The following is a 24,489-nucleotide window of genomic DNA, read 5'->3' on the forward strand; positions in this document are numbered from 1 at the left end:
TAGGAACTCCTGGACTATGCTGTTGAGTATTGCTAACACCTTCATCAAAAGACCGATCTTAACTACGGTTTGCACTGTACTTATTCTCTTGATCGGCGGAATTTGTATTCCCCTGCTTCCCTTGGATAAGCTGCCGGAAATGGCTCTAAAGCAGGTGACTGTAACTGCTAACTATCTGGGTAGTGATGCCAAAACCTCTGAAGAAAACGTTACTACCGTTCTGGAGCGGCAAATCAATGGCACAGAGCGGGTCGTCTATATGTCCTCTCAAACGACGAATAATGGTGATACAAGTATCAACATCTCTTTCCCAACGGAAATGGACAGGAACACCGCTCAAGTTCTTGTCCAAAATAATGTTGCCGTTTCTCAAGCCGAGTTACCTGAAGAGGTGAACCGAACTGGTGTCATCACTCAAAAACAATCTCCCACGATTACGATTGCTTACGCCTTTTATTCCGACAAGGATAAGAACGATCGATTCACATACAATCCTGTTTTCGTGAGTAACTATGTCGATCGCCAAATTCTCGATGAAATCAAGCGGATCGAGGGGGTGGGGAACGCCGTAATTCTGGGAGAACGGAAGTATGCCATGCGGATCTGGCTTGACCCCGATGCCCTTGCCGCTAGACAATTGACAGCTCAGGATGCGATCGATGCCATTTCAGAACAGAATATTCAAGTAGGAGCAGGTAAAATTGGTCAGCAGCCGACTCCCTCCGAGCAGCGTTACGAATTTGCCCTGAGAGCAGCCGGTCGATTCACGACTCCCGAAGAAGCTGAAAACACTGTGGTGAAAGTCGGTGCGGACGGCACGCTGATCAGAATTAAAGATGTAGGTCGAGCCGAAATAGGGGCGCAAGATTACAGCACCAATGCTATGTTCGATGGTGCGCCAGCAGTCGGTCTTTTAGTCTACCAACTTCCCGGTACAAATGCCTGGAACACGGCTAAGTTGGTCAAAGAAAAAATGGCGGAGCTAGAACAGAATTTTCCGCCTGGATTGAAAGCAGAAGTTGCCTTAGATAATACTTTATTCGTGGCAGCTTCCCTCGACGAAGCCTTCAAAACTCTAATCGATGCGATCGCGTTGGTGTTCTTAGTCATCTTCATCTTTTTACAAGACTGGCGCACTACCATCGTTCCTGCGATTGCCATCCCAGTTTCGCTAGTTGGGGCAATGGCTTTAGCGTTTGTATTAGGGTTTAGTCTCAATCAACTGACTTTGTTTGGCATCATCTTAGCAACTGGTTTAGTAGTAGATGATGGCATTGTGGTGGTGGAGGCAATATCTGCAAAGTTAGCTCAAGGAATGAAACCACTGCAAGCAGCTCTAGATGCTATGGGGGAACTGACGGGGGCAGTTGTTGCGACATCAGTTGTACTCATGGCGGTGTTTATTCCCGTGACTTTCTTCCCTGGTACGACAGGAATTGTCTATAAGCAATTTGCGCTAGTTATTGCTTTCTCGATCGCCATTTCTACCTTTAACGCCCTGAGCTTTTCTCCTAGTATGTCAGCTATTCTCCTGCGCAGGCAGGAGGAAGTACACGGACCTTTGGGAGTGTTGTTTCGTTGGTTTAATCAAATTTTTGACTGGTTCAAAACGGGATATACCAAGACAGTAGAATTTCTGATTCGGATTCGGCTGCTTGTCATTCCTGTTTTTATTGCCGGATTGATCGCGACGGGTTGGATCTATCAGACAACTCCTCAAGGGTTTATTCCTGAAGAGGATCAGGGCTATTTGTTTGCGATTGTCGAAGCTCCAGCAGGAGTTTCTTTAAACTACAGTGCCGACCTCTTGACGCGGATTACTGAAGAAGTGATGCTGCCGTTACCCGAAGTCGAACATGCATTTGGCACTGCTGGCTATGGGTTTGAAGGAAATGCTAGTAATAAGACACTTCTATTTGTCAAGTTGAAAAACTGGGAGGAGCGTCCTGGTGCAGATAAGTCAGTTTTTGGGGTTCTGCAAAAGGTTAACCAGGGGTTACAGGCAAAAGTTCCAGAAGCCCGGGCAATTGCAGTCAACGCACCGCCAGTGGATGGACTAGGTTCTACAGGTGGATTTGAGTTATACATCCAAAATAAAGCTGCCCTGCCTATGGAAGCGCTGATCGACAATACTCAAAAGGCGATCGCCGCAGCCCAGAAACGACCAGAATTGGCGGGAGTGTTTACTCAATTTACCTTCGGTACGCCAATGATGCAAATTTCTATCGATCGCAGCCAAGCCAAGGCACAGAACATCGAAATTAACGACATTTTCAATACCTTACAGACATATTTAGGCGCACGATACATTAACCAATACGTTCTTGGCGGGCGGCTGTATCGAGTTTATGCCCAAGCAGAAGGAACGGTGCGCTCTAATCCTGAGGATATAAGTCGTTTGTACGTACGCTCTCAAGATAACAACCTCGTCCAACTGAGCAATGTCGTAAACTTGACAAGATTGAACTATCCGCCAATTGTGAGCCATTACAACGCCTATCCTGCGATCAAAATCCAAGGCGCAGCAGCACCAGGCTACAGTACAGGACAAGCCATACAAGCGATGGAAGAGGTCGCTCAAGAAGTGTTGCAACCGGGATTTGGCTACGCCTGGACGGGAACTGCTTTTCAAGAAAAATCCTCTGGGGGTGCTGCACCGATCATTTTTGGTTTAGCTTTTGTGATGGTCTTTCTGGTGCTAGCCGCTCAGTATGAAAGCTACGTCGATCCCACCATCATTATGATTACAGTACCGTTGGCGATCTTGGGTGCTATTGGTGCAGTTGTCTTACGGGCAAATATTTTTCAAGCTGGTGGAGTTTGGCCAGCGGTTAACAATAATATCTATGCCCAGGTAGCTTTGGTGATGTTGATTGGTCTAGCGAGTAAGAACGCAATTCTGATTGTAGAATTTGCCAACCAGTCGTTAGAGACAGGTATGGATATTACCCAGGCAGCAATTCGAGCTGCTAAAGAACGCTTGCGACCGATTCTGATGACTGCCTTTGCTGGTCTCGTTGGTTTCTGGCCCCTGGTAATTGCTAAAGGAGCTGGAGCAATGAGTCGTTGGTCTTTAGGGACAGCGCTCTTTGGTGGCTACCTCATTTCGACAATCTTAAGCTTGTTTTTAGTACCAGTTCTGTACGTCACGATCAAGAAACTAGAAGAGCGTTTCTTAAAATCAGGTAAATCAGGTACACCTGGCGAGTCAGGATTTCAACAACCGCAGATTCAAGACGAGAGGGAGCAGGTTCTTCCCAATTTTCAAGCTTCTTCTCAAAACGAATGAACTATTCGATTTAGTCAAGGTAATATTCCGAGGTAACGGTAATGTTTCGTAAATGGAATTTCAACGACTATCTTAACCATATCTTGTTTGCTGTCACCATTTTCTATCTGTTCTATTCCTTTTTCTTACACCACTAATCCAATTTACTCTATAGGACAACTATGAAGGTCAGACTAATTATTTTGTCAGGAATTATGACCGCTCTTGTCGGCGTAGTTATTAGTTTAGCTGCTACCAAAATTGGTCAGCGTAACTTTAATCAACTTCAATACGAAAGCCAGTCTTACCAAAATTTGCATAAAAAATATGCTTTGATTGGTGCTAGTTTAGGATTCCTTGTCGGTGCTGGACAAGAATGCCTTCGAGAGTTGAAGACTGCAAGGGATAGAGAAATAGAGCAATAAAACAAGTAGCTGCTCGTTTGTTTATCCGATCGGAAACTCAAAACAAGTACTTTAATTAGGAATCTAATGTCTACTACACATGAATCCGAAGTTATTGCTCGTTTAGCCGCGATGGAAGAGCAATTACAGCAATTCAACCAGCTTTTATCTTGCCTGAGCGAACGAGTTACTCAGTCAGAGGATAATTTGCGACTAGTTGCAGATATCCACAAATACAAAAAGCTACGAGATTTATTAGCAGCAGGGAATTTACAAGAAGCGGACTGGGAAACTATTCGGGTCATCCTGGCAATAACAGGGCAGCGAGAGCTTGAATCTATCACTCCTGAAGACGTGAAGCAATTTCCCTGCAACGAACTGCACGTAATTGATAGCCTCTGGACAACTTATAGCAAGGGTCGCTTTGGCTTCAGCGTGCAGATGCAGATTTATCAAAACGTAGGCGGTTCTCTTAATACCACTATTGCTCAGGATAATACTGTTATCGAGCGCTTCGGCGATCGCATAGGTTGGCGCGTAGATGGCAAATGGCAAAAATGCGATCGCCTCGATTACACTCTTGCTGCGCCGATAGGTTGTCATCCCTCGCGGTGGTGGAATTCGCCCTTTGGTTCAAAAATGACTAACTATTTCTTCAATCGCCTGCTCACATGCAATCTCTAGATCGGCAACAGCATAGCTAAAATTGCTATGTTTTCGTGCCGATCGAGAATTACTAAATGTTAACTTGTTCGCAATCTTATACTCGCCAAGAACAACTACTGCTGGGAGCAACTGTAATTAACTCTTCAACATTTTGTAGCATAGTGTTGCAAATTACATCTAAGGGTAGATCGTTGGCATCGTAACCAAAAGGTTCTTCTATCTCCGAGCCAATTTGCTCAATACTTAACAAAGTGAAACTGACAAAAGCCATAATTAACCCAGTCCACCAAGTCAAGTTTTTCACTAATTCTAGCGGTAATATCAAACAATAGATTAATACCAGTAGTCTAAATTTAATGGAATAGATTAAAGGTAGTGGTGTTTTCAAAATGCGTTCGCAGCCTCCCAAAATGTCGATCAACTCATCTAACAGAGCGTGTAAGGCAGTTAATTGATAAATATTCACACAGTTACGTTCATACTGATGTTGTAGATAATCCCTGAGCCAAAAGGCAATCTGTAGTGGAGAATGACGAACGGTTTTGAGTTGAAAGTACTGATTTTTTGACATCAATGAGGCTAATTGCTTGTCCACTGGCTCTGCTCTTAGATGTAATTTCATGGCAATTGGAAAAGCAACTAATAGCTTGAGTATTGCCTCTTTTTCTACTTTTTCTTGAGGCGAGCTATTTTTGATAACTATGTAAATTCCCTGAGCTAAGTTCCGAACCGTATTAACTAGCCTTCCCCAAAGTTTGCGGGCTTCCCAAAAGCGATCGTGAGCTGTATTCGTGCGAAAAACTAACAATAAAGTTAGACCCACATTGAAACTTAAAATGGCATTAGTAATAACACCATTTTTTTCGGGAAATACTATATCCGTGTCAAAATAGTGAATTAATGATATGAAAAAACCATATCCACTACAAAAAAGTACCCAAGGAAAAATGACTGGAATAACTGTTCTTTCAAGCCGTAAAATGACTTGAAACCAATTTAGTGTTTCACCAGTGTACAGGTGATGCTTTCCTTTAAATGTGTTTCTTGCCTTATTGAGCAAACGCTTGCACTGCTCTAAAGCATTACTAGGCTTGATAAAGCTCATATTTTAAAACTCCATTAACTCCGATAAACCTGAGCGTGCGCTAGCTATGGGGTCAGGTACAGGTAGTGGGTCTTTAATCGGGACAAATTGACCTAAGTTGGCATTGTAGGCAATAACATTTCCACTCTCAATCTCATAAACCCAGGCATGAAGAAAGAGTTGCCCCGATCGCAGTCGAGAGCGAATGACTGGGTAAGTCTCTAAGTTTTCTATCTGCGTCAAAACGTTTTCCTTAACGGTAAGACTTAAAAGTTCTTCGCCTTCATATTCTTGATAGTTATCCTGAACTAGGCGACGAGTGGCTGCTGCATAATGGTGTAACCATTCGTAAACTAAAGGCATCTCTTGAGCGAGGCTGCCTAACTGCAACAACCCCTTCATAGCGCCGCAGTGAGAATGACCGCAAATAATAATATCTTTTATTCCTAAAGCCTGAATTGCATATTCAATTGCTGCGGCTTCAGTAAAATTTGTAGTACCAAAAGGTGGAATGATGTTACCAACATTGCGAATGACAAACAGTTCGCCTGGTTGAGTTTGAGTAATTAGATTTGGATCGATTCGAGAGTCAGAACAAGTAATAAAGAGTACCTGGGGAGCCTGACCTTGAGCCAGCCGCCCAAACATCTCTTGGTGAGAGCAAAAGTAATTGATTCGGAACTTCTCTACACCTTTAACCATATCTTGCATGGACATTGCTTAAGACCTCGCTAAATGGATAACTACAGGAGAGCGGGCAAACAAATACGTATATTTAAAAACTTATTTCTATATTTTTTTTAATGAATTCATTAATTTAGTCGTAGCGACATTTATTTTTGCGATCGCCTTCTCTGAGCCAGCTTAAATTTACTCAAAAGAGCGCTGCCAGTCAATCTATTCGGAGGCGATCGCAGGGTATCTTATCCGACAAAATAGCACTGTACATGTCGCATGTATGGATTTCTAAATGAGCATTTCTCGGAGCCTCAAATAAAATACGTTGACCTGAGAAAATAACGCGCTCAAAGTGACAATATGAAACATTTGCAATTCGGAGAATCTGAATTTTTCGAGTGCTATTCACATAGCAACAAAGAAGCTTTAGAGAACGCTGAGTTTGTGGAGGAGCAAATATGAGAGCCATCTGTTACAATTTTCCTACTAAATCAAATTGTCAGATTCAGTCCATCGCATTTACACTAATACAGTCATGAAACATAAAATGTTTCTTATTGAAACAAAATAATTTTACTAGTTTTAAAACTATTTGACTTGAAACTACTTAAACCTCTGAGTAGATCGGTAACAGAACCTTCAGCTAGAAAAGTATATTTTTCATTAAGATCGAATGATTTAACGACAATCTCTTCAAAGTTTGGATCGCTGATAATCCGATTAAATATTGGTCCGTTAAAATAATCAAAAACACTCGCTTCATCCTCAAACAAATAAATACCCCCTGCTTTTGAAGTATTTTCGTTGTTAATCATCCAAATTTTCTGGATTAGCCCCGGAACTTGAGCAAGCGCTTGGGTAAAATCTAGCATAACTGTTCTGCTACTAGCTGTTTTCTTCTGCGAGCGATCGCGCTTGAAGTCGATTTGGATAATTTTTGCCATTTTTCTCATCAACTCGATTGATTGAAACAAGGCGTACTCCGTCTACGGTCATCGCGACTTAAATAAACAAGGTTAAATAAAAACTAGTTTTTCTCAGCTCTCGATTGGCTGACCAATTGTATTTTCATAAATATGAAAAAGCGGAACGTATTGTGAAAGACATAGATCGTATACACAATACGTTCCGCACTGCTTCCGTCTATTGGTTGTTAGGAACGTGACTTTGTATTAGTTTATGTCTCTCTAAATACAAACACAAGGGCTAAACTTTGGGGACAAGTCTGCTATCTTTTTTCTGGTTCTCAATTGAAGTGAAGACTAGCAGATTTATTCCGTCTCTACTTGCTAAAAGTTCCAGTTATTTTCTTTAACTGAAGATATGCTTCTTCTGGAGTCAGAGCAGCAGATTCCTTTTCGTTAGGGATATAGAATTCCCAACTATCTGGAAAATGTCGAACAACAAAACTTGGAATTAATCCTAACTTAATTGCCTTTTTTGCTAATTCTTCCGCTTGTTCTGCCAGAGTAATTTCATCGTGAAATAGATGTTGGTTCATGATTTGAACAACCCCCAATAAATAGCATCTACAAGTTTCTACAGAAATGCCTCATTCAAGTTCTCTTGACCAATTGTTATGTTCTGATACAGAATCTCAACAATCTCTTGTATACAAACCTGTAGTCTTTGAGCTTCTACAGCAGTTATAGTTTTGGCTCTTTGCTCAATCAGATTACTTGGCTTTTCCTCTTTCAGGTCTACTTGCAAAAGTGGAACGCTCCTACTTTGATATTTTCTCCGCCAAGCTTGTGGAGTCAATCCGTGGAACCGGAGAAACAAGCGACTGAAATGCCGTCTATCAAAATAACCTACTGCTTCAGCAATCTGCTCTACTGACTGACCAGTTTCAAGTAATAGACAGCGTGCTTCTGCCATGCGGCGTTCCACAATCCAGCTCAGCACAGTTTTTCCAGTTTCCCGTCGCACAAGGTCAGTTAAGTACGCTGGAGAACGACCAACCGCTTCAGCCACCTCTCGCAGACTAATTGAATCGCAATAACGTGCTTCGATAAATTCAAAAACTTTACTCAAAAGAGGATGAGACTGAAGCAAGAACTTTTGAAATCCGACCATTCTAGCATTTTCAATCAGCGAATCTATATCGACAGTGTGGAATTCTTGGCTCTCAAGTAAGCGATTAGAGTTCATAAAATCACACCCATTACTTAAAGAAACTACAATTTTCTGCTGGTCTTTTCCTACATTTAATTGAACTTAGATTTTTTTCACTTTTCAGTACTTAAAAACAATTCTTTGGGTCAGCTTTTCGTCCGAATATCTACTAAGTTTCTGGTTCGCGCCTGAGCCAGTATAAGAATTCCCTTGGTGCATAAACATCGCGAGAAAAATCTAGATGCGAGCATTTTAAATAGCAGCCGCCTCGGTGTCCGCGTCGTAGTATAGTCTCATTACCTTTAGCAATTGTTTCATTTATCTCGTTATCTATACAGCACCATTCTGTATAGACGACTTCATCATGGAACATTACAATGGGCCAACTCATCGTGACACCTGGTTGAGCGGTAATTGCCCACCAATGTTCTTCTCTGTGCTTCGCTGCGGTTCTGCTGTAAAAAGGTCCGTCCGCACAAAGGTATACCAGTCCATCAGTGTACTCCCTTGCTAGAATATCACCCCGCCCCTGTCGCCAGGCTTCACAATGCGTAGACCACCAATCTTTGTTTTCTCGTTCTATTTGTACTAGGCTATAGTTTGTGGTAATTTGAGGAAGTGTCTCCTCGCGCAGAGACATGTATGCTTCTGCATCGTTGAGTAGCTTTACCGCTAACTCGTTGGAAATCAAATCTGGCTTGGAATAATCTGTAAGCAAGTCTCTGTAGTAATTGAACCGCTGCATCACCTAAAAACCTCTACCATGTAAAAAGGAGTAGAAGCTGAATTTTGTTGGAATCGTCAATCCTTTGGTTGACTGTAGAGTTTGATGTCTGCGTGGAAATTATTGCCAGTGACTACCAATGTGCTACTTGGATCGGGTTTTAGCAAGTAAAGATAAAAAAGATAAGCAAAAAATTGAAATCTCTATGAAATCCTTTGGCTGGAAGTTGGTCTAACTCCCATTGGTAAAGAATTTCAGTAATTAGCTGCTCTAAACGCTGGAATTGGCTAACGTTCTTAAATTTAGTTTTTTTATCGACGCTCAAGCAATTGCTTATATTTTGGCTAAACTCATGGCGATCGCCAAGTTGTGACTGAAGCGTTAGTGTATCCTCTGTGGCGATTGTGTCGCGATCGCCACAGTAAAATAATCATACCTTATCACTAATATTTGACAAACTAAACTGGTGTTATCTGCTCACCCTCGTGAATTTTATAAAGTTTTAAAAGTTAAGCAAGTTAAGCCGACAATCTAAAACTTAAGAATGTTAAGAAATTATAAAAATTTGTCTTTTCGTACACTTTTGGAAAGCTAAAACTATTTCCAGCTTTAGCTTTAAGCTACTGTTGACATCCACAAATTCAAGTTTTTTTCTTAACTTTGTTATCTTTGCTTGGAAAATTATCTTGAAGCTAGCAAACTGAAATTCATAACGCCTCTCTCGATAGACGCATTCGAGAAGGCAAGGCGAAATCGACAGAAGCGGCACTACGTATCTTGTCCTCACGATCGCGAATAAATCTGCTATTTAGAGATGAGGAAAGTCGTCTAATACTTTTTTAATGCACGATTAAAGCTGTTTGTCAACCTTTATTGGAGCTAGTTCGCTAACAATGAACGCTAAACATCAAACCGAGGAAGTGCAAATGACCAAACAGTTTGAGGCTGGCGAACAAACATCTGAGATTTCTATATCATCGCCAAGTGACATGACTTCTTTCAAGAGTGCTGAATCAGCGGGTTTTGTAGCTGATACAACGGTGGTGAAGACGGCTAGCTGTTCTTGGCAGTATACATCTAATAGTAGCCAGCCTAATAGTAACCAACAATCTGCAACTGATAATGAATCAGCGGGTTTTGTGGCTGACACAACGGTGGTGAAGACTGCTAAATGCAGTTGGGCGCATCAGCTTGATTCTATGAAGAAAGGCGCTGTTTTCACCGAGAAGTTAGCTGACGCAAGCAGTAAGGCTGAGACTCAGAAGCTGTTGGATGGAGCAATAGTGCGTGCCTGGAGGGATGTGACGACGAGCCGCAGACCACCAGCCTTGACTCCTACACGCTGGGTATGGCGACTTGCAGCTTTTTACCATCTGTGCCATTGCACCCCGCAACTGATGGAGGAAGCCTCCCAAGGCTTTGCTTCAACAGATCGCAGGAGATTGACGCAGTGGGCTGCACAGAAAGCTAGAGAGGAGGCAGGTCACGACCGACTCGCTCTGCTGGATATTCAATCGATGGGATATAGAGCCGAAGCAGTTGTGGAAGCGCTTGTTCCTCCCGCTGCAAAGGTTTTAGTAGATTACTTCACCCGAAGCGCAAAAGACTCAGATCCAATCGATTGTGTAGGGTACTCCTACACTGCGGAACGCTTAGGAATATGCATAGGAGAGGCATACATCCAAAAGGTGGAGGCATTGCTACCTGCGGGTATTAATGCTACCCGCTGCCTGCGCGTACATAGTGCTGCTAGCACCACTGAGGTGAAGCATGTAGAGGAGACGATTGCGATGATTGCAGAGCTTACTCCGCAAGAGCGCATTCGCGTGGCTAATGCTTGTTACAAAGTCGCGTTGTTGCGTTTCAGCCCACCTCAGGAACCTTACATATCAAATCGAGAAATTCAAGATGTGTTGAAACCATTAGAGCGTAAGGACAGCAGCAACTGAGAACTAGTTGTTAGCTGCTTACGTAGTAAGCCAACAACCTAGCACAACTTGGTTAAGGCACTCTTAGCAGTATGACTCAGCAAAACCATAAGGAGAAGTCAATGAAAACTACAACAACTACAGCTATTGAGCAGCAATCTTTGAGTTTTTACGATTCTGCTGCCACAGCCATTAAGCAGCAATCTTTGAGTCCTGACGATTCTGTTAGCAGCCCCAGTGAGAGCAGCCTAAAAGTGTTGGATGACACAGAGTTTGAATTGGCAAGAATCATGTTTGATGAATTCGCGCAAGGATTACCAAGCGATATTCCCATGGCTGATATCTAGTTTCCGTCTATCTATACAATTTATGGATCGGACTTGAGTTAATAGTTGATGTCCCTGATTGTCTAGCCTCTGTCAAGTATGGGTCTAAAGAAGCTCTGAGACTGATTAGACCTAGCTATCCTAATAGTTGACAATCAGGGATTGGCATTTATTAAGCAGAGGATATCTCCTGTCTATTGACCCGACGTTTCAAACAAGTTTTCCGGTGGGCTTCTCTGACAGTAGTGAAATCTCCACTGTTGCACATAACTGCTAAATATGCTGTTTTTCTTAAGTAACCGCCCCCAATGCTTCCAACGTAGCAATCGTCGCAGCAGTCAAACCTGTAATCTCCCTGATATTCATTCCCTGATATAATTTGCTGGGTCTCAAAGTCTTTGAGCACTCACTCGCGCTCACATCCCAAAGTCGAATTGTATCGTCAGTGCTACTACTAGCCAAAGTTTGATTATCTGGGCTAAAGGCAACTGACCAGACAAAAGCCGAATGTCCACGCAAGATTCTTTTGCACTCACCAGTGATGACATCCCACAACTTTATTGTGTGATCGGGACTACTACTGGCTAGGATTTGACCGTCTTTACTAAAGGCGATTGTCTTAACAATAGAATTATTCTCACCAACCTCGAAAATCTTTAAACAAGCATTAGTGCTAACATTCCACAACCGGATTGTACCATCATAACTGGCACTTGCCAGCATCTGACCGTCCGGACTAAAAGCAATTGACCAAACCCAATTTCTATGCCCTTTTAGGGTTTCTTTGCACTCACCAGTGCTGACATTCCAAAGCTTGACTGTTTGATCCCATCCGCCACTCGCCACCGTCTTCCCATCTAAACTAAAGGCAACTGATGCGACCGCAGCACCATGTCCCTGAAAAGTTTGCAAGATTTGTCTCGTATTGACATCCCATAGCCTCACCGTTCGATCGTCGCTGCCACTAGCCAACATTTGCCCGTCTGGACTGAAAGCAACGGACACAACCGCAGCACCATGTCCCTGAAAAGTTTGCAAGATTTGTCTCGTATTGACATCCCATAGCCTCACTGTTCGATCGTCGCTGCCGCTTGCCAACCATTGCTCATCTGGACTGAAGGCAACCGCTCGAACCGCAGCACGGTGTCCCTGAAAAGTTTGCAAGGCTTGTCCTGTATTGATATCCCACAATCTCACTATGCAGTCGTGACTGCCGCTTGCCAACCATTGCCCATCCGGACTGTAAGCAACCGACCAGGAATGGCTGGTATATCCACTGAGAGATTTAAGACATTGACCAGTGCTAACGTCCCATAGCTTTGCTGTTTGGTCGTCACTGCTACTGGCAAGAAGATCCCCTTGCGAATTAAAGATAACAGAAAACACCCAACCAGAATGTCCCTGAAGGGTTTTAAGGCATTCACCCGTGCTAGCGTTCCATAGCTTCACTGTATGATCGAGACTGCCACTAGCAATGAGATTACCTTGAGGACTAAAGGCAACAGACCAGACAGCATCATGATGCCCTTGTAGAGTATTGATGCATTCACCAGTATTGAAATTCCACAACTTCACAGTCTGGTCATCACTGCTACTTATTAGTGTATGACCATCAGGATCGATCGCGATTGACCTTACTCCATCACGATGCCCTCGGAAAATTATTTTGCACTCGCCTGTGCTAACATCCCACAATCTAATCGTGTTGTCATCACTGCCACTTGCCAGCGTCTGTCCATCTGGACTAAGAGCAACTGATATTACCCAACTTGTGTGTCCTTGGAAAGTTTTGAGGCAAACACCTGTGCTAACACTCCATAGTTTCGTCGTGTGGTCGTTACTGCCACTTACTAACGTGCTACCATCCGAACCAAACGCAACTGACCAAATCTCATTGTCATGTCCTTGAAAGGTTTGCAAGCATTGCCCTGTATCAACATCCCACAACCTTACTGTGCAGTCACTACTGCCGCTAGCAAGGATGCTACCATCTGGACTAAAGGTTAATGACGGAACCCAGTTAGTGTGACCCTTACAGGTTAGAAGTTGTTTCCAATCCGAAACTTGATACAAGTGGATCTCACCGTCAGTACCAGCCGTTGCTAAGATTTTATTATCAGGGCTAAAAGCTACCGAGGAAACACTACCAAAAGTTTCTGCAAAAACAGACTTAGATAAATCGGTATTTTGGAAATTGACATTGTGCAACTTTACCCGCCGTAGGTCTGCTTGCCAAACACATAGATGAGAAAAATCATAACCGCTTAGATCGGTTTCCAGATGACAAAATAAATTGAGAATATTTCCTGCTGCATACCCTGGTTCTAACGGAGAGCGCTCTTGCAGTGTCACTCTAATTTTATTTAGCTGCTTTTCTAGACTTTTTTTCGTTCTCAAGATACTCAACAGGCGATCGCTAACTGGTTTGAGGATGAGGCGAATTTGAGTATCCTTAACGTAATCTTTTCCTTGAGCCTTCATCAGGGCGTAGGAATTGAAAAAGTCAATTTTTTCACTACAAATTTCTAAACAAACCTGAGTTACCAATCGCTCAGTTACATATTCCATGACTACAGGCTGGAGGGTGAAAAGTGCCTCAGTTTTTTCAATCAAACTTCGCCGTGACAGAGATTCTACGGCTTCTATAAATTTTGCCTGCGCTACTGGCGTAACAAAATCCGATCGCAATTCTGACAGTGCAACAGGCTCCCGATTAATCGCCAGCCAGTAGACGATCGCCTGTTCTAAATCTATTAACCGCTCAAACTGCTGCTCTAAAAGTTCGTGAATATCGCCAAAAACTACGGTATTGTGTTTCAAAAACTCCGAAACACTACCATCGAAGACATCTTGAATCGTCGTCGCCACTATTTTTAATGCTAAAGCATTCCCTGCATAGCGATCGACCAGTGTTTCTAATTCGGCGATCGCTCCAGAAACCCCCTTAATTTTAAAGATTTTCTCACCATCCGTCGCCTTCAGACCATTCAATGGAAGCGATCGCACGAGCAATCCTTTGCCCTCAAGCGGGACTAAATCTTTAGGTTTTTCCCGACTTGTCAACAGCAAGCAGCTATTGTGGGGAGTTTCTCCCACTCTTTTTAACAGTTCTCCATAACCTTCATATCCTTCCTGATATTGTCCGGCTCGACTACCACTGCACAAAATCGACTCCGCATTGTCGAGAATCAGCAAACAGCGAGACGATCGCAAGTAGAAAAGCAATCGCGATATTCTCTCACCAATGCTTTCTGGCAAATCTATTTCTTGCTCATCAGATACAAATTGGATCGCTTGAGCCAAAACAGTCTCGACAGGTGGCGCGTCTCGTAGCGAAATCCACCGGACGTATTCAAACCGATCCTGAATTTGTGTTGCCAGCTTGACAGCCAGAGAAGTTTTACCAATTCCCCCCATGCCCAATAATGCTACCACTCGGCAGCGATCTTCTAGCACCCATTGCTCCAACTTGGCAATTTCTTCTATACGCCCGTAGAATACTGAAACGCAAATTGCTTCTTTGAGATCTTGTCGCTTAGGAGTAACCTGAACTTCTAGTTGCTCCTCCAAATTTTGGTTTGTGTTAACTTGGTTGGGGTTAACATAGTCGCTTTTTTGCAACTCTAGATTAAATGACATAAACAAGCTGACAAGCGTGCGCTTGTCAACTGCTTCTTTACAACTCATTACTCTTCCCAGAGTAACAGTCGTTAAACCCGTGCGATCGCTTAATTCTTCCAACGTGAACTTGTTGCCAGCCTTCTCCAAGATTTCTAGAGCTAGTTTTGCTTGCTGAAACTTTTGCCACCCTTCACGAGTGAGAATAACACCTCGACTGCGTTTTGGTTTTAACAAGTCCATAGACAAATCAAGTATTTTTTTATACTCTTAGCCCTACTGGAATTTGCTGCTGTTTGGTTAGATTTAGCCGAGTTGCATCCAGAAAAATTTCCGAAACTCGATGCTGATAGGTCTATTTGCACCAAGGTTCGGATTTTTAGAGACTTTTTCTCAATAATTCTAATGTATTTTTTGATAAAAATCTATTTATGAATCGATACTTCTCGGTTAATATGCATAGCTTTTGAAGATCCCCAACCCCCTTAAAAAAGGGGGCTTTACGTTCCCCTCTTTTTAATAGAGTTTTAAGTTCCCCCTTGTCAAGGGGGGCTAGAGGGGATCGCCTCCAAGCGTAGTTTTGAAAAAATGGTATGACTATTCTTCTGGATGCTCAACTGCGCCTAAAGCTTTTAAAGAGGCGATCGCTGCTACTGTTAAACCTGTAACGCCAGTAACGTTCATGCCTTCATAAGGCTTTTTACTCCTAAGAGTTCTGATGCACTCACCAGTCGAAATATCCCACAGCTTAACTGTCTCGTCTTCGCTACTACTAGCCAGAATTTTACCTTGAGGGCAGAAAGCAACTGACCGAATCCAGTGAGTGTGTCCCTGAAAAGTTTTGACACACTGACCAGTGCTAACATTCCACAATTTGACAGTTGCGTCAGTGCTACCACTAGCCAACAGATTTGGGCTATCTCGACTGTTTGCCGCAGGTGCTTGCGCAGAGCAGGCAACTGATGTTACCCAACCTGTATGTCCCTCTAAAATTTTGAGACACTGACCAGTGCTAACATCCCATAATCTCACGGTTTTATCTTTACTGCCACTAGCCAAGATTCCCTCTTCGCCCTCCTTTTCAAGGGGGTTGGGGGATCGGTAAGAAAATCACTGACAATATCCAACCCGCGTGACCTTGGAGAATCTTGTCGCATTCACCGGTGTTACAATCCCACAACCATAATTTTTGGTCGTCGCAGCCAGTGGCTAAGATTTTACCTTGAGGACTAAAGGCAACAGACCACACTCCATGAGTATGTTCCAAAACATTCACGCATTGTCCAGTGCTAAGATTCCAGAGTCGCACTGTGCGATCGTCACTACCACTAGCTAAAACGTTTCCTTGAGGATTGAAGGTAATTGATTTTACCCGACTAGCATGACCTTCCAAAGTTTGGCAGCATTGCCCATTGCTGGTATGCCAAATTTTTACTGTGCGATCGTCACAACCACTAGCAAAAGTTTGTCCATCGGGACTAAAGGTAACTGTTCTGATCCAACCCGTATGTCCTTGCAAAGCTTTGCGACATTGACCAGTGCTAGTATCCCACAACTTCACCTTCTGGTTATTGTCGCTAGTCGCTATAGTTTTACCATCGGGACTAAAGACTACCGACCAGACACCGTCGTGATATCCTCGTGCAGTTCTCAAGGCTTCTCCAGTACTAACATCCCATAACATAGCTGTTTGACCGTCACAGCTACTGGCTAGAGTGTTACCATCGGGGCTAAAAGTAGTTGACTGAATTGCTCCAGTATGTCCTGACAAAACTTTGATACACTCACCAGTGACAGCACGCCACAATCTAATGGTACGATCGCTACTACTGCTAGCAAGAATTTGTCCATCTGGGCTATAGCATACTGACAACACCCAACCCGTATGTCCGTGCAAGGTTTGGCAACATTTCCCAGTACTAACATCCCAAATTTTCACCGTGCGATCGTCACAACCACTGGCAAAAGTTTGTCCATCAGGACAGAAAGCAACTGTGCGGATACAATCAGTATGCCCCTGTAAAGTTTGCACAATTCGACCAGTGTTGACATCCCAACAGCGAATCGTGCGATCTCTGCCACCACTGACCAAGATATGACCTTGAGGACTAAATGTGACTGAAAACACCCAGTCTGTATGTCCTTGCATTGTCCTAATACATTCACCAGTGCTGATATCCCACAACTTTACCGTGCGATCGTCGCTACTACTAGCGATCGCATGACCTTGAGGACTAAATGCTACTGAGTGTATTCTTTCAGAATGCCCTTGCCAAGTTCTCAGACATTGACCAGTGCTGATATTCCATAATCTTAAAGTTTGGTCAGTACTAACACTCCCAATGAGTTCGCGATCGGGACAAAAGGCGATCGCTTGCACCCAATCTGTATGTCCTTGCAAGGTCAAAATTTGTTCGCCATCGATAAATTCTCGCCATAAGCAAATCTCGCCTCTAGCGTCACTTACAGCCACAACTTTACCATCGTAACTAAAGGCGATCGCGGAAATATTACTAAAGGATTTAGTAAATATAGATTTGGAGAGATCGGCGTAGGCAAAATTTACATTGTGTAAGGTGCGTTGGCGCAGATCGGCTTGCCAAATATTCAGATGAGAAAAGTCATAATTAGTTAAATCTGTCTGGAGATAACAAAGTAGATTGAGCAGATTGCCCGCTGTATATCCCGGTTCATGTGGAGATTCTATTCTTAACTTAGATAAAAGTTGAGATAACCGTTGCTTAATCTGACTTTTGGTTCTAAAAATAGTCAGTAGTTCTTCTAGAATTGGCTCGATCAAACAGCTAATTTGAACAGCTTTTACCTGCTCTTGACTCTGTACTTTTAATAAAGCTATCTTTCTCAGAATGACAATCTTTTGATTGACTATTTCTGCACAAATCAATCCAATCAATTGAGCCGTCACATACTCCATGACTACAGGCTGAAGGGTGAAAAGTGCCGCACTTTTCTCAACTAGCGATCGCCTCCTTAACGACTCCAAAGCCTCTAACAAGTTTGTCAATGTTAACTGAGAGAAAATATCATTTTGTAATTGCAATATCGAGACTGGTTCTCGATTGATGACTAGCCAATAGATTAACTCTTTCTCTATATCTGATAACCGTTCAACTTGTTGTTCTAAAAGTTCGCGTAGTTCGCCAAATACAATAGTAGTTTGTTGCAAGAATTCTAATATGCTACCATTAAAAATATCGCCAATAGTCGTAGCAATAATTTTTAATGCTAATGGATTGCCTGCATAGCGCTCGGCTAATGTTTGCCATTCTTTGTCAGAACCGGAGATTCCTTTGAGGCGAAAGATTTTTTCTACTTCTAACTTACTTAAACCACTCAGTTGTAGCGATCGAACAGGTAGTGCTTCTCCTTCTAATAAGGCTAATTCTTTAGGTTTTTCCCTACTAGTAAGCAGCACGCAGCTTTGATGGGGAACTTCTCCCAACCGTTTGAAAAGCTGACCGTAATCTTCACATCCCTGACAGTAGCGCCCAGTTTGAACGCCACATTGCATAATTGTTTCAGTGTTATCGAGTAATAGTAGACATCTGTATTTTTGTAAATAATCGATCAGTTGCGACAATCTCCGACTATTATTGTCTGGCAAAGCGGTTTCAACCTGTTGCTCGTTGGAGAAAAATTGCAGCAAGCTATCGAGAAGATCTTTGAGTGATGGAGCATTGGACAAAGATCTCCAAAGAAAAAACTCAAATTTATCCTTAACTTGTTCTGCTAACTTAGCAGCTAGAGTAGATTTACCAATGCCTCCCACACCCAACAGCGTTACGACTCGGCAGCGACTTTCGATAATCCATTGCTCTAACGTGGCTAGTTCTGCCGCACGTCCGTAGAATATGGATACATCAATCACATCCCCCCAGTCTTGATGTGTAAATGCGATCGCGCATTCTGGTTGCTTTGCATCTAGGCTAGGCTGTGAATAGTCACTTGTATTCAGCTCTAAGTTAAATGCTGCGAATAAATTAATTAGGGTTCGCTTGTCAACCCCTTCTTCACGAGTTAGTATTTTGGCGAGGGTAGCAGTTGTTAATTGAGTGCGTCCGCTTAATTCTTCTAGTGTAAATTTTTCCCCATATTTTTCATGAAACTCTAACTCTAGTTTTGCGTTCTGAAACTTTTGCCATCCTTCACGAGTTAAAACGATCCCTCGCTTACGCCTTAGCTTGTTTAAGTTCATTAGAACAGCGGGTTTTTAAGAAATGTATCATTCGTCTGCCGATGACATAATATCTGCCGATCGCGGAGGTTTGCAACCGAATTCAAGATGTATCTTCGATCGCATCAGTTTCAATTTTGCAATCCACCTAAAGGTATAAAATTACAGCGAAATCTAATTTTACATGCAACTACTGTAAGCAGTTAAGTAATAAAATTGACTGAGCTAACATGATTTCAACTGACAATCTGCACTTGTAAAAAGGATTTTTGCTATAAAAACTAGGACATTTCAATGAATTGTAGATCGAATTGCATTCAGCACTCACCCCGAGGCGATTGGCAATAAACTTAACTTAAGATACACGCCTCCCTCGATCGATCTAATCCAGCCAGTCACGTATAATTTTTCCTCAGACGAAAATACCGATCGCACTGTCCAAATGCTGTCTTTTTTCTGGCGATCGCTATTGATACACTTCAGGATTAACGCAATGTGGCAGACGATCGCCCCTAAGTCCAGCAACGAGATTGGCGATCGCCATGCTTGCCATTTTTTCTCGTGTCGGACGGCTGGCACTAGCAATATGAGGTGTAATTATCAGGTTATCCAACGTCAGCAACAAGCTTTGAGGCGCAATAGGTTCTGGATCGGTGACATCCAAGGCTGCGGCAGCGATTTGTCGCTCCTTCAGTGCTTGATACAAAGCCTCTGAGTCTACAATTTGTCCTCGTGCCGTGTTAATTAAAATTGCCGATCGCTTCATGCGTTGAAATTGCGGCTGGCTAAAAAGATGATAAGTATCTTCAGTCAAAGGAGCGTGAATCGTGACAAAATCTGACTCTTGCAGTAGGCGATCGAATGTCACGCACTCTGCACCGAGAGATTGTTCTATGTCCAAACGCTGTCGATCTGCATACAAAATGCGCATGTCAAACCCTTTGGCACGGCGAGCTACGGCTTGACCGATCCGCCCTAAACCGACAATACCTAAAGTAGATCCAGCAATATTCGCTCCTAGCAACAAGTCCGGTTCCCAAGTCTGCCACTGACCCGCACGCACGAACCGATCTGCCTCCACAACTCGCCGTGCGGCTGTCATCAACAACGTCCAAGCAAAGTCTGCGGTCGCATCTGTCAAAACATCAGGCGTGTGACCTACGGGAAGATGTCTGGCAGTCGCAGTTGGGATGTCAATGTTATCGTAGCCAACTGCCATTTGGCTAATGACCTTGAGTGACGTTCCTGCCTCTATTAAGTGTCGATCGATCTGGTCGGTAAGCAGGCACAGCAAGCCATCGATCGCGCCGATCTTTTCCAGTAACACGTCGTCAGGAGGTGGTTGGCGCTCCGACCAAACTTCGACATCAGCAATTGGGTCAAGTCGATCTAAGGCGATCGGCAGGCGACGAGTCACAAAAACTTTGAATTTGGACATATGGCAATCTCAGTCATTCATAAGATTAGCGCGTTATGGTTGTCATTCGTCATTGGTCATTAGTCATTTGTTAAATACGTTTGTGCTAGAAGCCCGATCGCGCAATGCACGTCGCATCACTTTATTTGAGGCAGTACGAGGTAAAGCATCAACGATCGCCAGATCGTAAATCTTGAACAGGGGATTGAGCTGCGAAGCGATCGCCTTTTGTAACTGGGTTTTGAGCGTTGCTTTGTCCTGCTGTCGATCTGGTGCAACCACCGCAAAAATTACCAACTGGCTAGGACCCCCTTCTGGAGGAGAGACAGCGATCGCGGCAGTTTGATAAATTCCCGCTACAGAATTGAGGACTTGCTCGATTTCCACCGCGCTGACCTTGATGCCTCCCAAATTCATCGTGTCATCAACGCGACCGCAAGCGCGATAGTACCCATTGGGGAGATGTTCGATCCAATCTCCATGACGGCGCAGGGAGAGTAGAGGCGGGTTTACTTGGGGGGTAACTGGTTGATTCGCGAATTGGTCTGATAAACCCGCCCTGACAGCAGACGGAAGAGAGGGGGTATCGGCGAAATAGACGTGGTGATGGTCTTTGTTGAGTAATGTGGTAGAAAGTCCGATGGAAGGGGGGATAATAAACAACTCGCCTTTGTTGATAGGGCGATCGCCTGCGAGAATGACAAAATCTAATCCTAATGCAGGGGTTGTGAAAGTTGCAGGAGCCGCAGGCTGTACCAGCGTGCCAGTGATATAGGCTCCACCAATCTCAGTTCCACCACAGTATTCGATAATCGGCTTGTATCCTGCTAGGGACATCAAAAACAGCATGTCCTGTGGATTGGAACATTCACCCGTCGAGCTGAATGCTTTAATCGCACTCCAATCCAGCCCTTGCATACAAGCAGTTGTTTTCCAAATGCTGACTAGACTTGGTACTACCCCCAACATATTCACCCGTGCCGCTTGAATAAATTGACCGAATCCTCTCTCGGTGGGTGCGTCGTAGTAGAGAGCAATAGTTGCCCGATTAATTAAACTGGCATAAATCAGCCAAGGTCCCATCATCCAGCCTAGATTGGTTGACCAGGCTACGACATCTCCAGGGTGAATATCTTGGTGCAAGTGTCCGTCAACTGCACATTTGAGCGGTGTTGTTTGAGTCCAAGGAATAGCTTTGGGTTCTCCCGTAGTGCCAGAGGAAAATAAGATATTAGTATAAGCTTCCGATGCGGTGGCTACGGCATCGAATTGTTCGTTTGAGCTGAGAAATTTCTGCCAAGCTAAATCGCCAGAACGCAGTGTTCCAGACACGGAAATATCGAGCGACAGCACGACTGCTTTAGGGGCATCGGCATCGATAACTTTGGTATAAAGGGGTAACTGTTTGCTACCACGCTGAATATAGTCTTGGGTAAAAATTGCCTTTGCCTGAGTTATTTGCAATCTGACGGCGATCTCGTTGGCAGCAAAACTATCGGCGATAGAAACCACCACGCAGCCAGCTTTAATAATTCCCAGGTAAATCGCTACAGATTCCGCAGTCATGGGCATGGCGATCGCGATCGCATCGCCAGGACGGAAGCCCCAGTCCACAAGCCCATTAGCAACTCGGTTGCTCAAGGCGTGCAGCTCTCCATAGGTCATGGTGGAAAGCACGCCGTCCTGTTGAAAGACGATTGCGGGAGAATCTTCAGGCGCTTGAAAACAGCTCTCAACAATGTTGAAACGAGCATTTACCAGCCATTGAGGAAATTCTACCCCACGCGAAAGATCGACAATTTGAGTGTACTTCTGCCGGAAACGAATACCCAATCGTTGAATCGTCATCTCCCAGAACCGATCCCGATTCTGCACCGACCAAGCATGAAATTCTCGATAGGAAGCAATTTGCAACTGATGCATTAAAGCAGCGATATTGGTAGACTCAATTTCTTCTTGAGAGGGAAACCAAGCTGGAGCAGGTTTCTGGGATGCGTCCCAGTCGGAGAAGGTAGTTTCGTAAAGGAGTTCGTGCAATGCAAAGGGGCAATCGGGCTTGAGGATGTGACGAGTTAGCTGCTGCCAACACTCCACAGCAGGTAAGGCAGCCAGCCACCGCTCGACTTGCGGTAGAATTGCGATCGCTGTCTGTCGATCGACTCCACAGTTTACTATTTGCTCCAACGATAATTGCTTCACCGTTCACCTCCTGCCTTCTCATGCAGTACCTAACAGGGCGATGACTCCAAATGCCGTACCTATACGTTCCCAGAAGTTAAATCTTTGGTAAGCGCTCTCGCTACGTCGCTGTTGGTAGTGCGCCAGCGCCATTCCCAGACTCAATAAAGCGATCGCCGAGAACGTGGCAAATAACAGGGGACGTGCCATCGATAAGAGGCGAAGTGCCACAGGTATAGAACCCATCAACACCCCCAGCAAACCCCAAGCGATCGCGAAAGCCACTCGATCTCCCCACCGATTTGCAACTGTGACAATCCCTTGAATGCGATCGCCTTCCGCATCATGCACGTCCCAGACAATTTCTTTAGCCAAGGCATAGCAGAATAAAAACCCCATTGGATAAAGCATTGCCAATGGTCGGCAGGCAACCAAACTACCCAGAAAAATCAAAGCCGCAATAGTTGCAGCTACAAGTAGATTGCCAAAAATACCATTGTATGATAAAAGATGCGAATAATTCCAGAGCAAAACAGTACTAATAGCAACCAGAACAAAGGGAGACAAACCTAAAGGGATAGCAGCGATCGCGGCACAGCCGAACAGAATTGCCGCAGCCCACCAAGCTTGTTGCAATGAAAGCCGACCGGAAGGCAAAGGGCGATCGGGATGATTGATGCGGTCTTTAGCTAAATCCCAGTAGTCATTGATGCCGCAAGCAGCAGAGGTCATGCAGACTAAGATAATTGCCGTCAGCAGGTATTGCGGTAGTGCAACTGTGGCATCGAGAGCATAGATTGTGGCACAGCCTGCTAAAGCTGCGAGGATACCAGCTGGCAGCCGAAAAAGCTGAACAAAGGCTCGGATCGAGCTTATCGTGCCAATATAGGGAAAGGAAAGCGTGCTAGCCATAATTGATAAGTCGTAATTCGTAAGTCGAGAATTAACTGGTCACTGGTCACTGGTCACTGGTCACTGGTCACTGGTCACTGAATTCAGTCCGTCCCAAAAGACAGCGATCGCATCGAGAATTTCTCGACCACCTTGGATAAATTTGGTGCGATCGAAGTCTGGTTTGAAATAAACTTCCTCCAGTTCCTCCAGCGTGTGTCCGGCGTGTTGCGCTTCGACACGGTTGTGCCAGGTGAAAAACGCGAGGCGCAAGTGCGGGTGTCGCGTTTGCTTGATGCGCGTTAAGCCATCTTCTAGTTCTTGCCAAAAGCCAGCCGCCGCCCAGTTTTCGACTGCAAAGCTAGCACCCTCAGCGATCTGCGGATCGGCGCTACCGTAGAGGCGGATTAATTCATCGCAGAAGTGCAAAGTTGTCGGACTACCCTGCTTGCGCTTACCAATGTCGCCATAGCTCAGACCTAACCCCTCAGCAACACCAACTAGCCACTCAAAATGAGCTGCTTGAAAACGGCAAATTCCACCGTCTACTGTACCCTCAGTGCTGACCAGTTCAGGATCGCCTTCGCGGTCTTTTTCTGCACTCTGGGTAACGCGGCTACTACCTGTCTGTCCTAGCTTGCGATAGATTACGCCTAGCTCGTTGAGCAAAATTTCTCGGCTAGCACGCGATTGTTGCAACGTCGCTGAATTAATGACTTTTTGTAAAGCTGCAATCAAAAATTGGTTAGAAAAAACTGAAAACTGTTGAATAAAGTAGACTAGCTCCTCATCTGTAGCCCTACCCTCGCGAAACCAACGGGTATAGGCGTTATTAGTAATGATGCGGTGCTGCATGAATTCGCGATCGACTTCGACCAGAAAATCTCTAAACTCGTCTACTCGATCCTGAGTCAGTTCGCCTTGGCGCAAGCGTTCCTCAATCCGCGCAGAAATAGTTAATCTACTTGAAGATGTTGTCAAAAGAGAAGTCATAATT

Annotated in this window: 17 protein-coding genes and 1 pseudogene; 5 read left to right on the top strand and 13 right to left on the bottom strand. The window is 44.2% G+C overall.

The genetic code is table 11. The annotated features are described in order from the left end of the window. The first annotated feature begins 16 nt into the window (after positions 1-16). The 3 genes from M5J74_RS17185 to M5J74_RS17195 all read left to right on the top strand — a co-directional run bounded on the left by M5J74_RS17185 (position 17) and on the right by M5J74_RS17195 (position 4,356). Positions 17-3,289: an efflux RND transporter permease subunit gene (locus M5J74_RS17185; protein WP_250012587.1), complete on the top strand. Its 3,273-nt coding sequence runs from the start codon at positions 17-19 to the stop codon at positions 3,287-3,289. Between the two features lie 161 nt (positions 3,290-3,450). Continuing rightward, complete coding sequence (locus M5J74_RS17190; protein WP_015155300.1) at positions 3,451-3,693, top strand: hypothetical protein; 243 nt, start codon at positions 3,451-3,453, stop codon at positions 3,691-3,693. A gap of 66 nt (positions 3,694-3,759) precedes the next feature. Further along, positions 3,760-4,356 (top strand): GUN4 domain-containing protein, encoded by a 597-nt coding sequence (locus tag M5J74_RS17195; RefSeq protein WP_250012588.1) that lies wholly within the window; start codon positions 3,760-3,762, stop codon positions 4,354-4,356. Positions 4,357-4,432: 76 nt separating this feature from the next. Here the strand turns inward: M5J74_RS17195 and M5J74_RS17200 are convergent, their stop codons facing one another. The 7 genes from M5J74_RS17200 to M5J74_RS17230 all read right to left on the bottom strand — a co-directional run bounded on the left by M5J74_RS17200 (position 4,433) and on the right by M5J74_RS17230 (position 8,960). Then, positions 4,433-5,443, bottom strand: a complete 1,011-nt coding sequence (locus tag M5J74_RS17200; protein ID WP_015155302.1) for a bestrophin family protein — start codon at positions 5,441-5,443, stop codon at positions 4,433-4,435. 3 nt (positions 5,444-5,446) lie between these two features. Continuing rightward, positions 5,447-6,139 carry a carbonic anhydrase gene (locus M5J74_RS17205; RefSeq protein WP_250012589.1) on the bottom strand — a complete coding sequence of 231 codons (693 nt, stop codon included), beginning with the start codon at positions 6,137-6,139 and terminating at the stop codon, positions 5,447-5,449. A 175-nt stretch (positions 6,140-6,314) separates the two neighbouring features. After that, positions 6,315-6,569 carry a DUF1830 domain-containing protein gene (locus tag M5J74_RS17210; protein WP_250012590.1) on the bottom strand — a complete coding sequence of 85 codons (255 nt, stop codon included), beginning with the start codon at positions 6,567-6,569 and terminating at the stop codon, positions 6,315-6,317. Between the two features lie 85 nt (positions 6,570-6,654). Further along, the gene (locus M5J74_RS17215; RefSeq protein WP_250012591.1) at positions 6,655-7,044 is read right to left on the bottom strand and encodes a YdhR family protein; all 390 of its coding nucleotides are present in this window, start codon (positions 7,042-7,044) and stop codon (positions 6,655-6,657) included. A 338-nt stretch (positions 7,045-7,382) separates the two neighbouring features. Next, positions 7,383-7,601: a hypothetical protein gene (locus M5J74_RS17220; RefSeq protein WP_250012592.1), complete on the bottom strand. Its 219-nt coding sequence runs from the start codon at positions 7,599-7,601 to the stop codon at positions 7,383-7,385. Between the two features lie 38 nt (positions 7,602-7,639). Further along, complete coding sequence (locus M5J74_RS17225) at positions 7,640-8,251, bottom strand: helix-turn-helix domain-containing protein (RefSeq protein ID WP_015155307.1); 612 nt, start codon at positions 8,249-8,251, stop codon at positions 7,640-7,642. 133 nt (positions 8,252-8,384) lie between these two features. Further along, positions 8,385-8,960, bottom strand: a complete 576-nt coding sequence (locus M5J74_RS17230) for a hypothetical protein (RefSeq protein WP_106216939.1) — start codon at positions 8,958-8,960, stop codon at positions 8,385-8,387. An 872-nt stretch (positions 8,961-9,832) separates the two neighbouring features. Between M5J74_RS17230 and M5J74_RS17235 the strand changes: the two genes are divergently transcribed. Together M5J74_RS17235 and M5J74_RS17240 are read left to right on the top strand one after the other, a co-directional pair. Further along, positions 9,833-10,888 (top strand): hypothetical protein, encoded by a 1,056-nt coding sequence (locus M5J74_RS17235; protein WP_250012593.1) that lies wholly within the window; start codon positions 9,833-9,835, stop codon positions 10,886-10,888. 101 nt (positions 10,889-10,989) lie between these two features. Beyond that, positions 10,990-11,214 carry a hypothetical protein gene (locus tag M5J74_RS17240; protein WP_250012594.1) on the top strand — a complete coding sequence of 75 codons (225 nt, stop codon included), beginning with the start codon at positions 10,990-10,992 and terminating at the stop codon, positions 11,212-11,214. Between the two features lie 270 nt (positions 11,215-11,484). Here the strand turns inward: M5J74_RS17240 and M5J74_RS17245 are convergent, their stop codons facing one another. The 6 genes and pseudogenes from M5J74_RS17245 to M5J74_RS17275 all read right to left on the bottom strand — a co-directional run bounded on the left by M5J74_RS17245 (position 11,485) and on the right by M5J74_RS17275 (position 24,485). Then, complete coding sequence (locus M5J74_RS17245; RefSeq protein WP_250012595.1) at positions 11,485-15,054, bottom strand: NB-ARC domain-containing protein; 3,570 nt, start codon at positions 15,052-15,054, stop codon at positions 11,485-11,487. 354 nt (positions 15,055-15,408) lie between these two features. After that, positions 15,409-19,027, bottom strand: a pseudogene (locus M5J74_RS17255) (NB-ARC domain-containing protein). A 445-nt stretch (positions 19,028-19,472) separates the two neighbouring features. Beyond that, positions 19,473-20,444, bottom strand: a complete 972-nt coding sequence (locus tag M5J74_RS17260) for a D-glycerate dehydrogenase (RefSeq protein ID WP_250012598.1) — start codon at positions 20,442-20,444, stop codon at positions 19,473-19,475. Positions 20,445-20,507: 63 nt separating this feature from the next. Next, entirely contained in the window at positions 20,508-22,622 is a 2,115-nt protein-coding gene (locus tag M5J74_RS17265) for an AMP-binding protein (RefSeq protein ID WP_250012599.1), read from the bottom strand. Positions 22,623-22,640: 18 nt separating this feature from the next. After that, positions 22,641-23,513 (bottom strand): geranylgeranylglycerol-phosphate geranylgeranyltransferase, encoded by an 873-nt coding sequence (locus M5J74_RS17270; protein ID WP_250012600.1) that lies wholly within the window; start codon positions 23,511-23,513, stop codon positions 22,641-22,643. Between the two features lie 60 nt (positions 23,514-23,573). After that, a complete protein-coding gene (locus M5J74_RS17275; RefSeq protein WP_015155316.1) occupies positions 23,574-24,485 on the bottom strand; it encodes a hypothetical protein in 912 nt (303 codons plus the stop codon). Between the last annotated feature and the right edge of the window lie 4 nt (positions 24,486-24,489).

The organism is Chroococcidiopsis sp. CCNUC1, assembly GCF_023546805.1.
GTDB classification, from domain to species: Bacteria; Cyanobacteriota; Cyanobacteriia; order Cyanobacteriales; family Chroococcidiopsidaceae; genus Chroococcidiopsis; species Chroococcidiopsis thermalis.

Bases quoted from the DNA above. Each gene is read 5' to 3' on its own strand.
- M5J74_RS17185 (WP_250012587.1), top strand. From the start codon at position 17: ATGCTGTTGAGTATTGCTAACACCTTCATCAAAAGACCGATCTTAACT.
- M5J74_RS17190 (WP_015155300.1), top strand. From the start codon at position 3,451: ATGAAGGTCAGACTAATTATTTTGTCAGGAATTATGACCGCTCTTGTC.
- M5J74_RS17195 (WP_250012588.1), top strand. From the start codon at position 3,760: ATGTCTACTACACATGAATCCGAAGTTATTGCTCGTTTAGCCGCGATG.
- M5J74_RS17200 (WP_015155302.1), bottom strand. From the start codon at position 5,443: ATGAGCTTTATCAAGCCTAGTAATGCTTTAGAGCAGTGCAAGCGTTTG.
- M5J74_RS17205 (WP_250012589.1), bottom strand. From the start codon at position 6,139: ATGTCCATGCAAGATATGGTTAAAGGTGTAGAGAAGTTCCGAATCAAT.
- M5J74_RS17210 (WP_250012590.1), bottom strand. From the start codon at position 6,569: ATGGCTCTCATATTTGCTCCTCCACAAACTCAGCGTTCTCTAAAGCTT.
- M5J74_RS17215 (WP_250012591.1), bottom strand. From the start codon at position 7,044: ATGGCAAAAATTATCCAAATCGACTTCAAGCGCGATCGCTCGCAGAAG.
- M5J74_RS17220 (WP_250012592.1), bottom strand. From the start codon at position 7,601: ATGAACCAACATCTATTTCACGATGAAATTACTCTGGCAGAACAAGCG.
- M5J74_RS17225 (WP_015155307.1), bottom strand. From the start codon at position 8,251: ATGAACTCTAATCGCTTACTTGAGAGCCAAGAATTCCACACTGTCGAT.
- M5J74_RS17230 (WP_106216939.1), bottom strand. From the start codon at position 8,960: ATGCAGCGGTTCAATTACTACAGAGACTTGCTTACAGATTATTCCAAG.
- M5J74_RS17235 (WP_250012593.1), top strand. From the start codon at position 9,833: ATGAACGCTAAACATCAAACCGAGGAAGTGCAAATGACCAAACAGTTT.
- M5J74_RS17240 (WP_250012594.1), top strand. From the start codon at position 10,990: ATGAAAACTACAACAACTACAGCTATTGAGCAGCAATCTTTGAGTTTT.
- M5J74_RS17245 (WP_250012595.1), bottom strand. From the start codon at position 15,054: ATGGACTTGTTAAAACCAAAACGCAGTCGAGGTGTTATTCTCACTCGT.
- M5J74_RS17260 (WP_250012598.1), bottom strand. From the start codon at position 20,444: ATGTCCAAATTCAAAGTTTTTGTGACTCGTCGCCTGCCGATCGCCTTA.
- M5J74_RS17270 (WP_250012600.1), bottom strand. From the start codon at position 23,513: ATGGCTAGCACGCTTTCCTTTCCCTATATTGGCACGATAAGCTCGATC.
- M5J74_RS17275 (WP_015155316.1), bottom strand. From the start codon at position 24,485: ATGACTTCTCTTTTGACAACATCTTCAAGTAGATTAACTATTTCTGCG.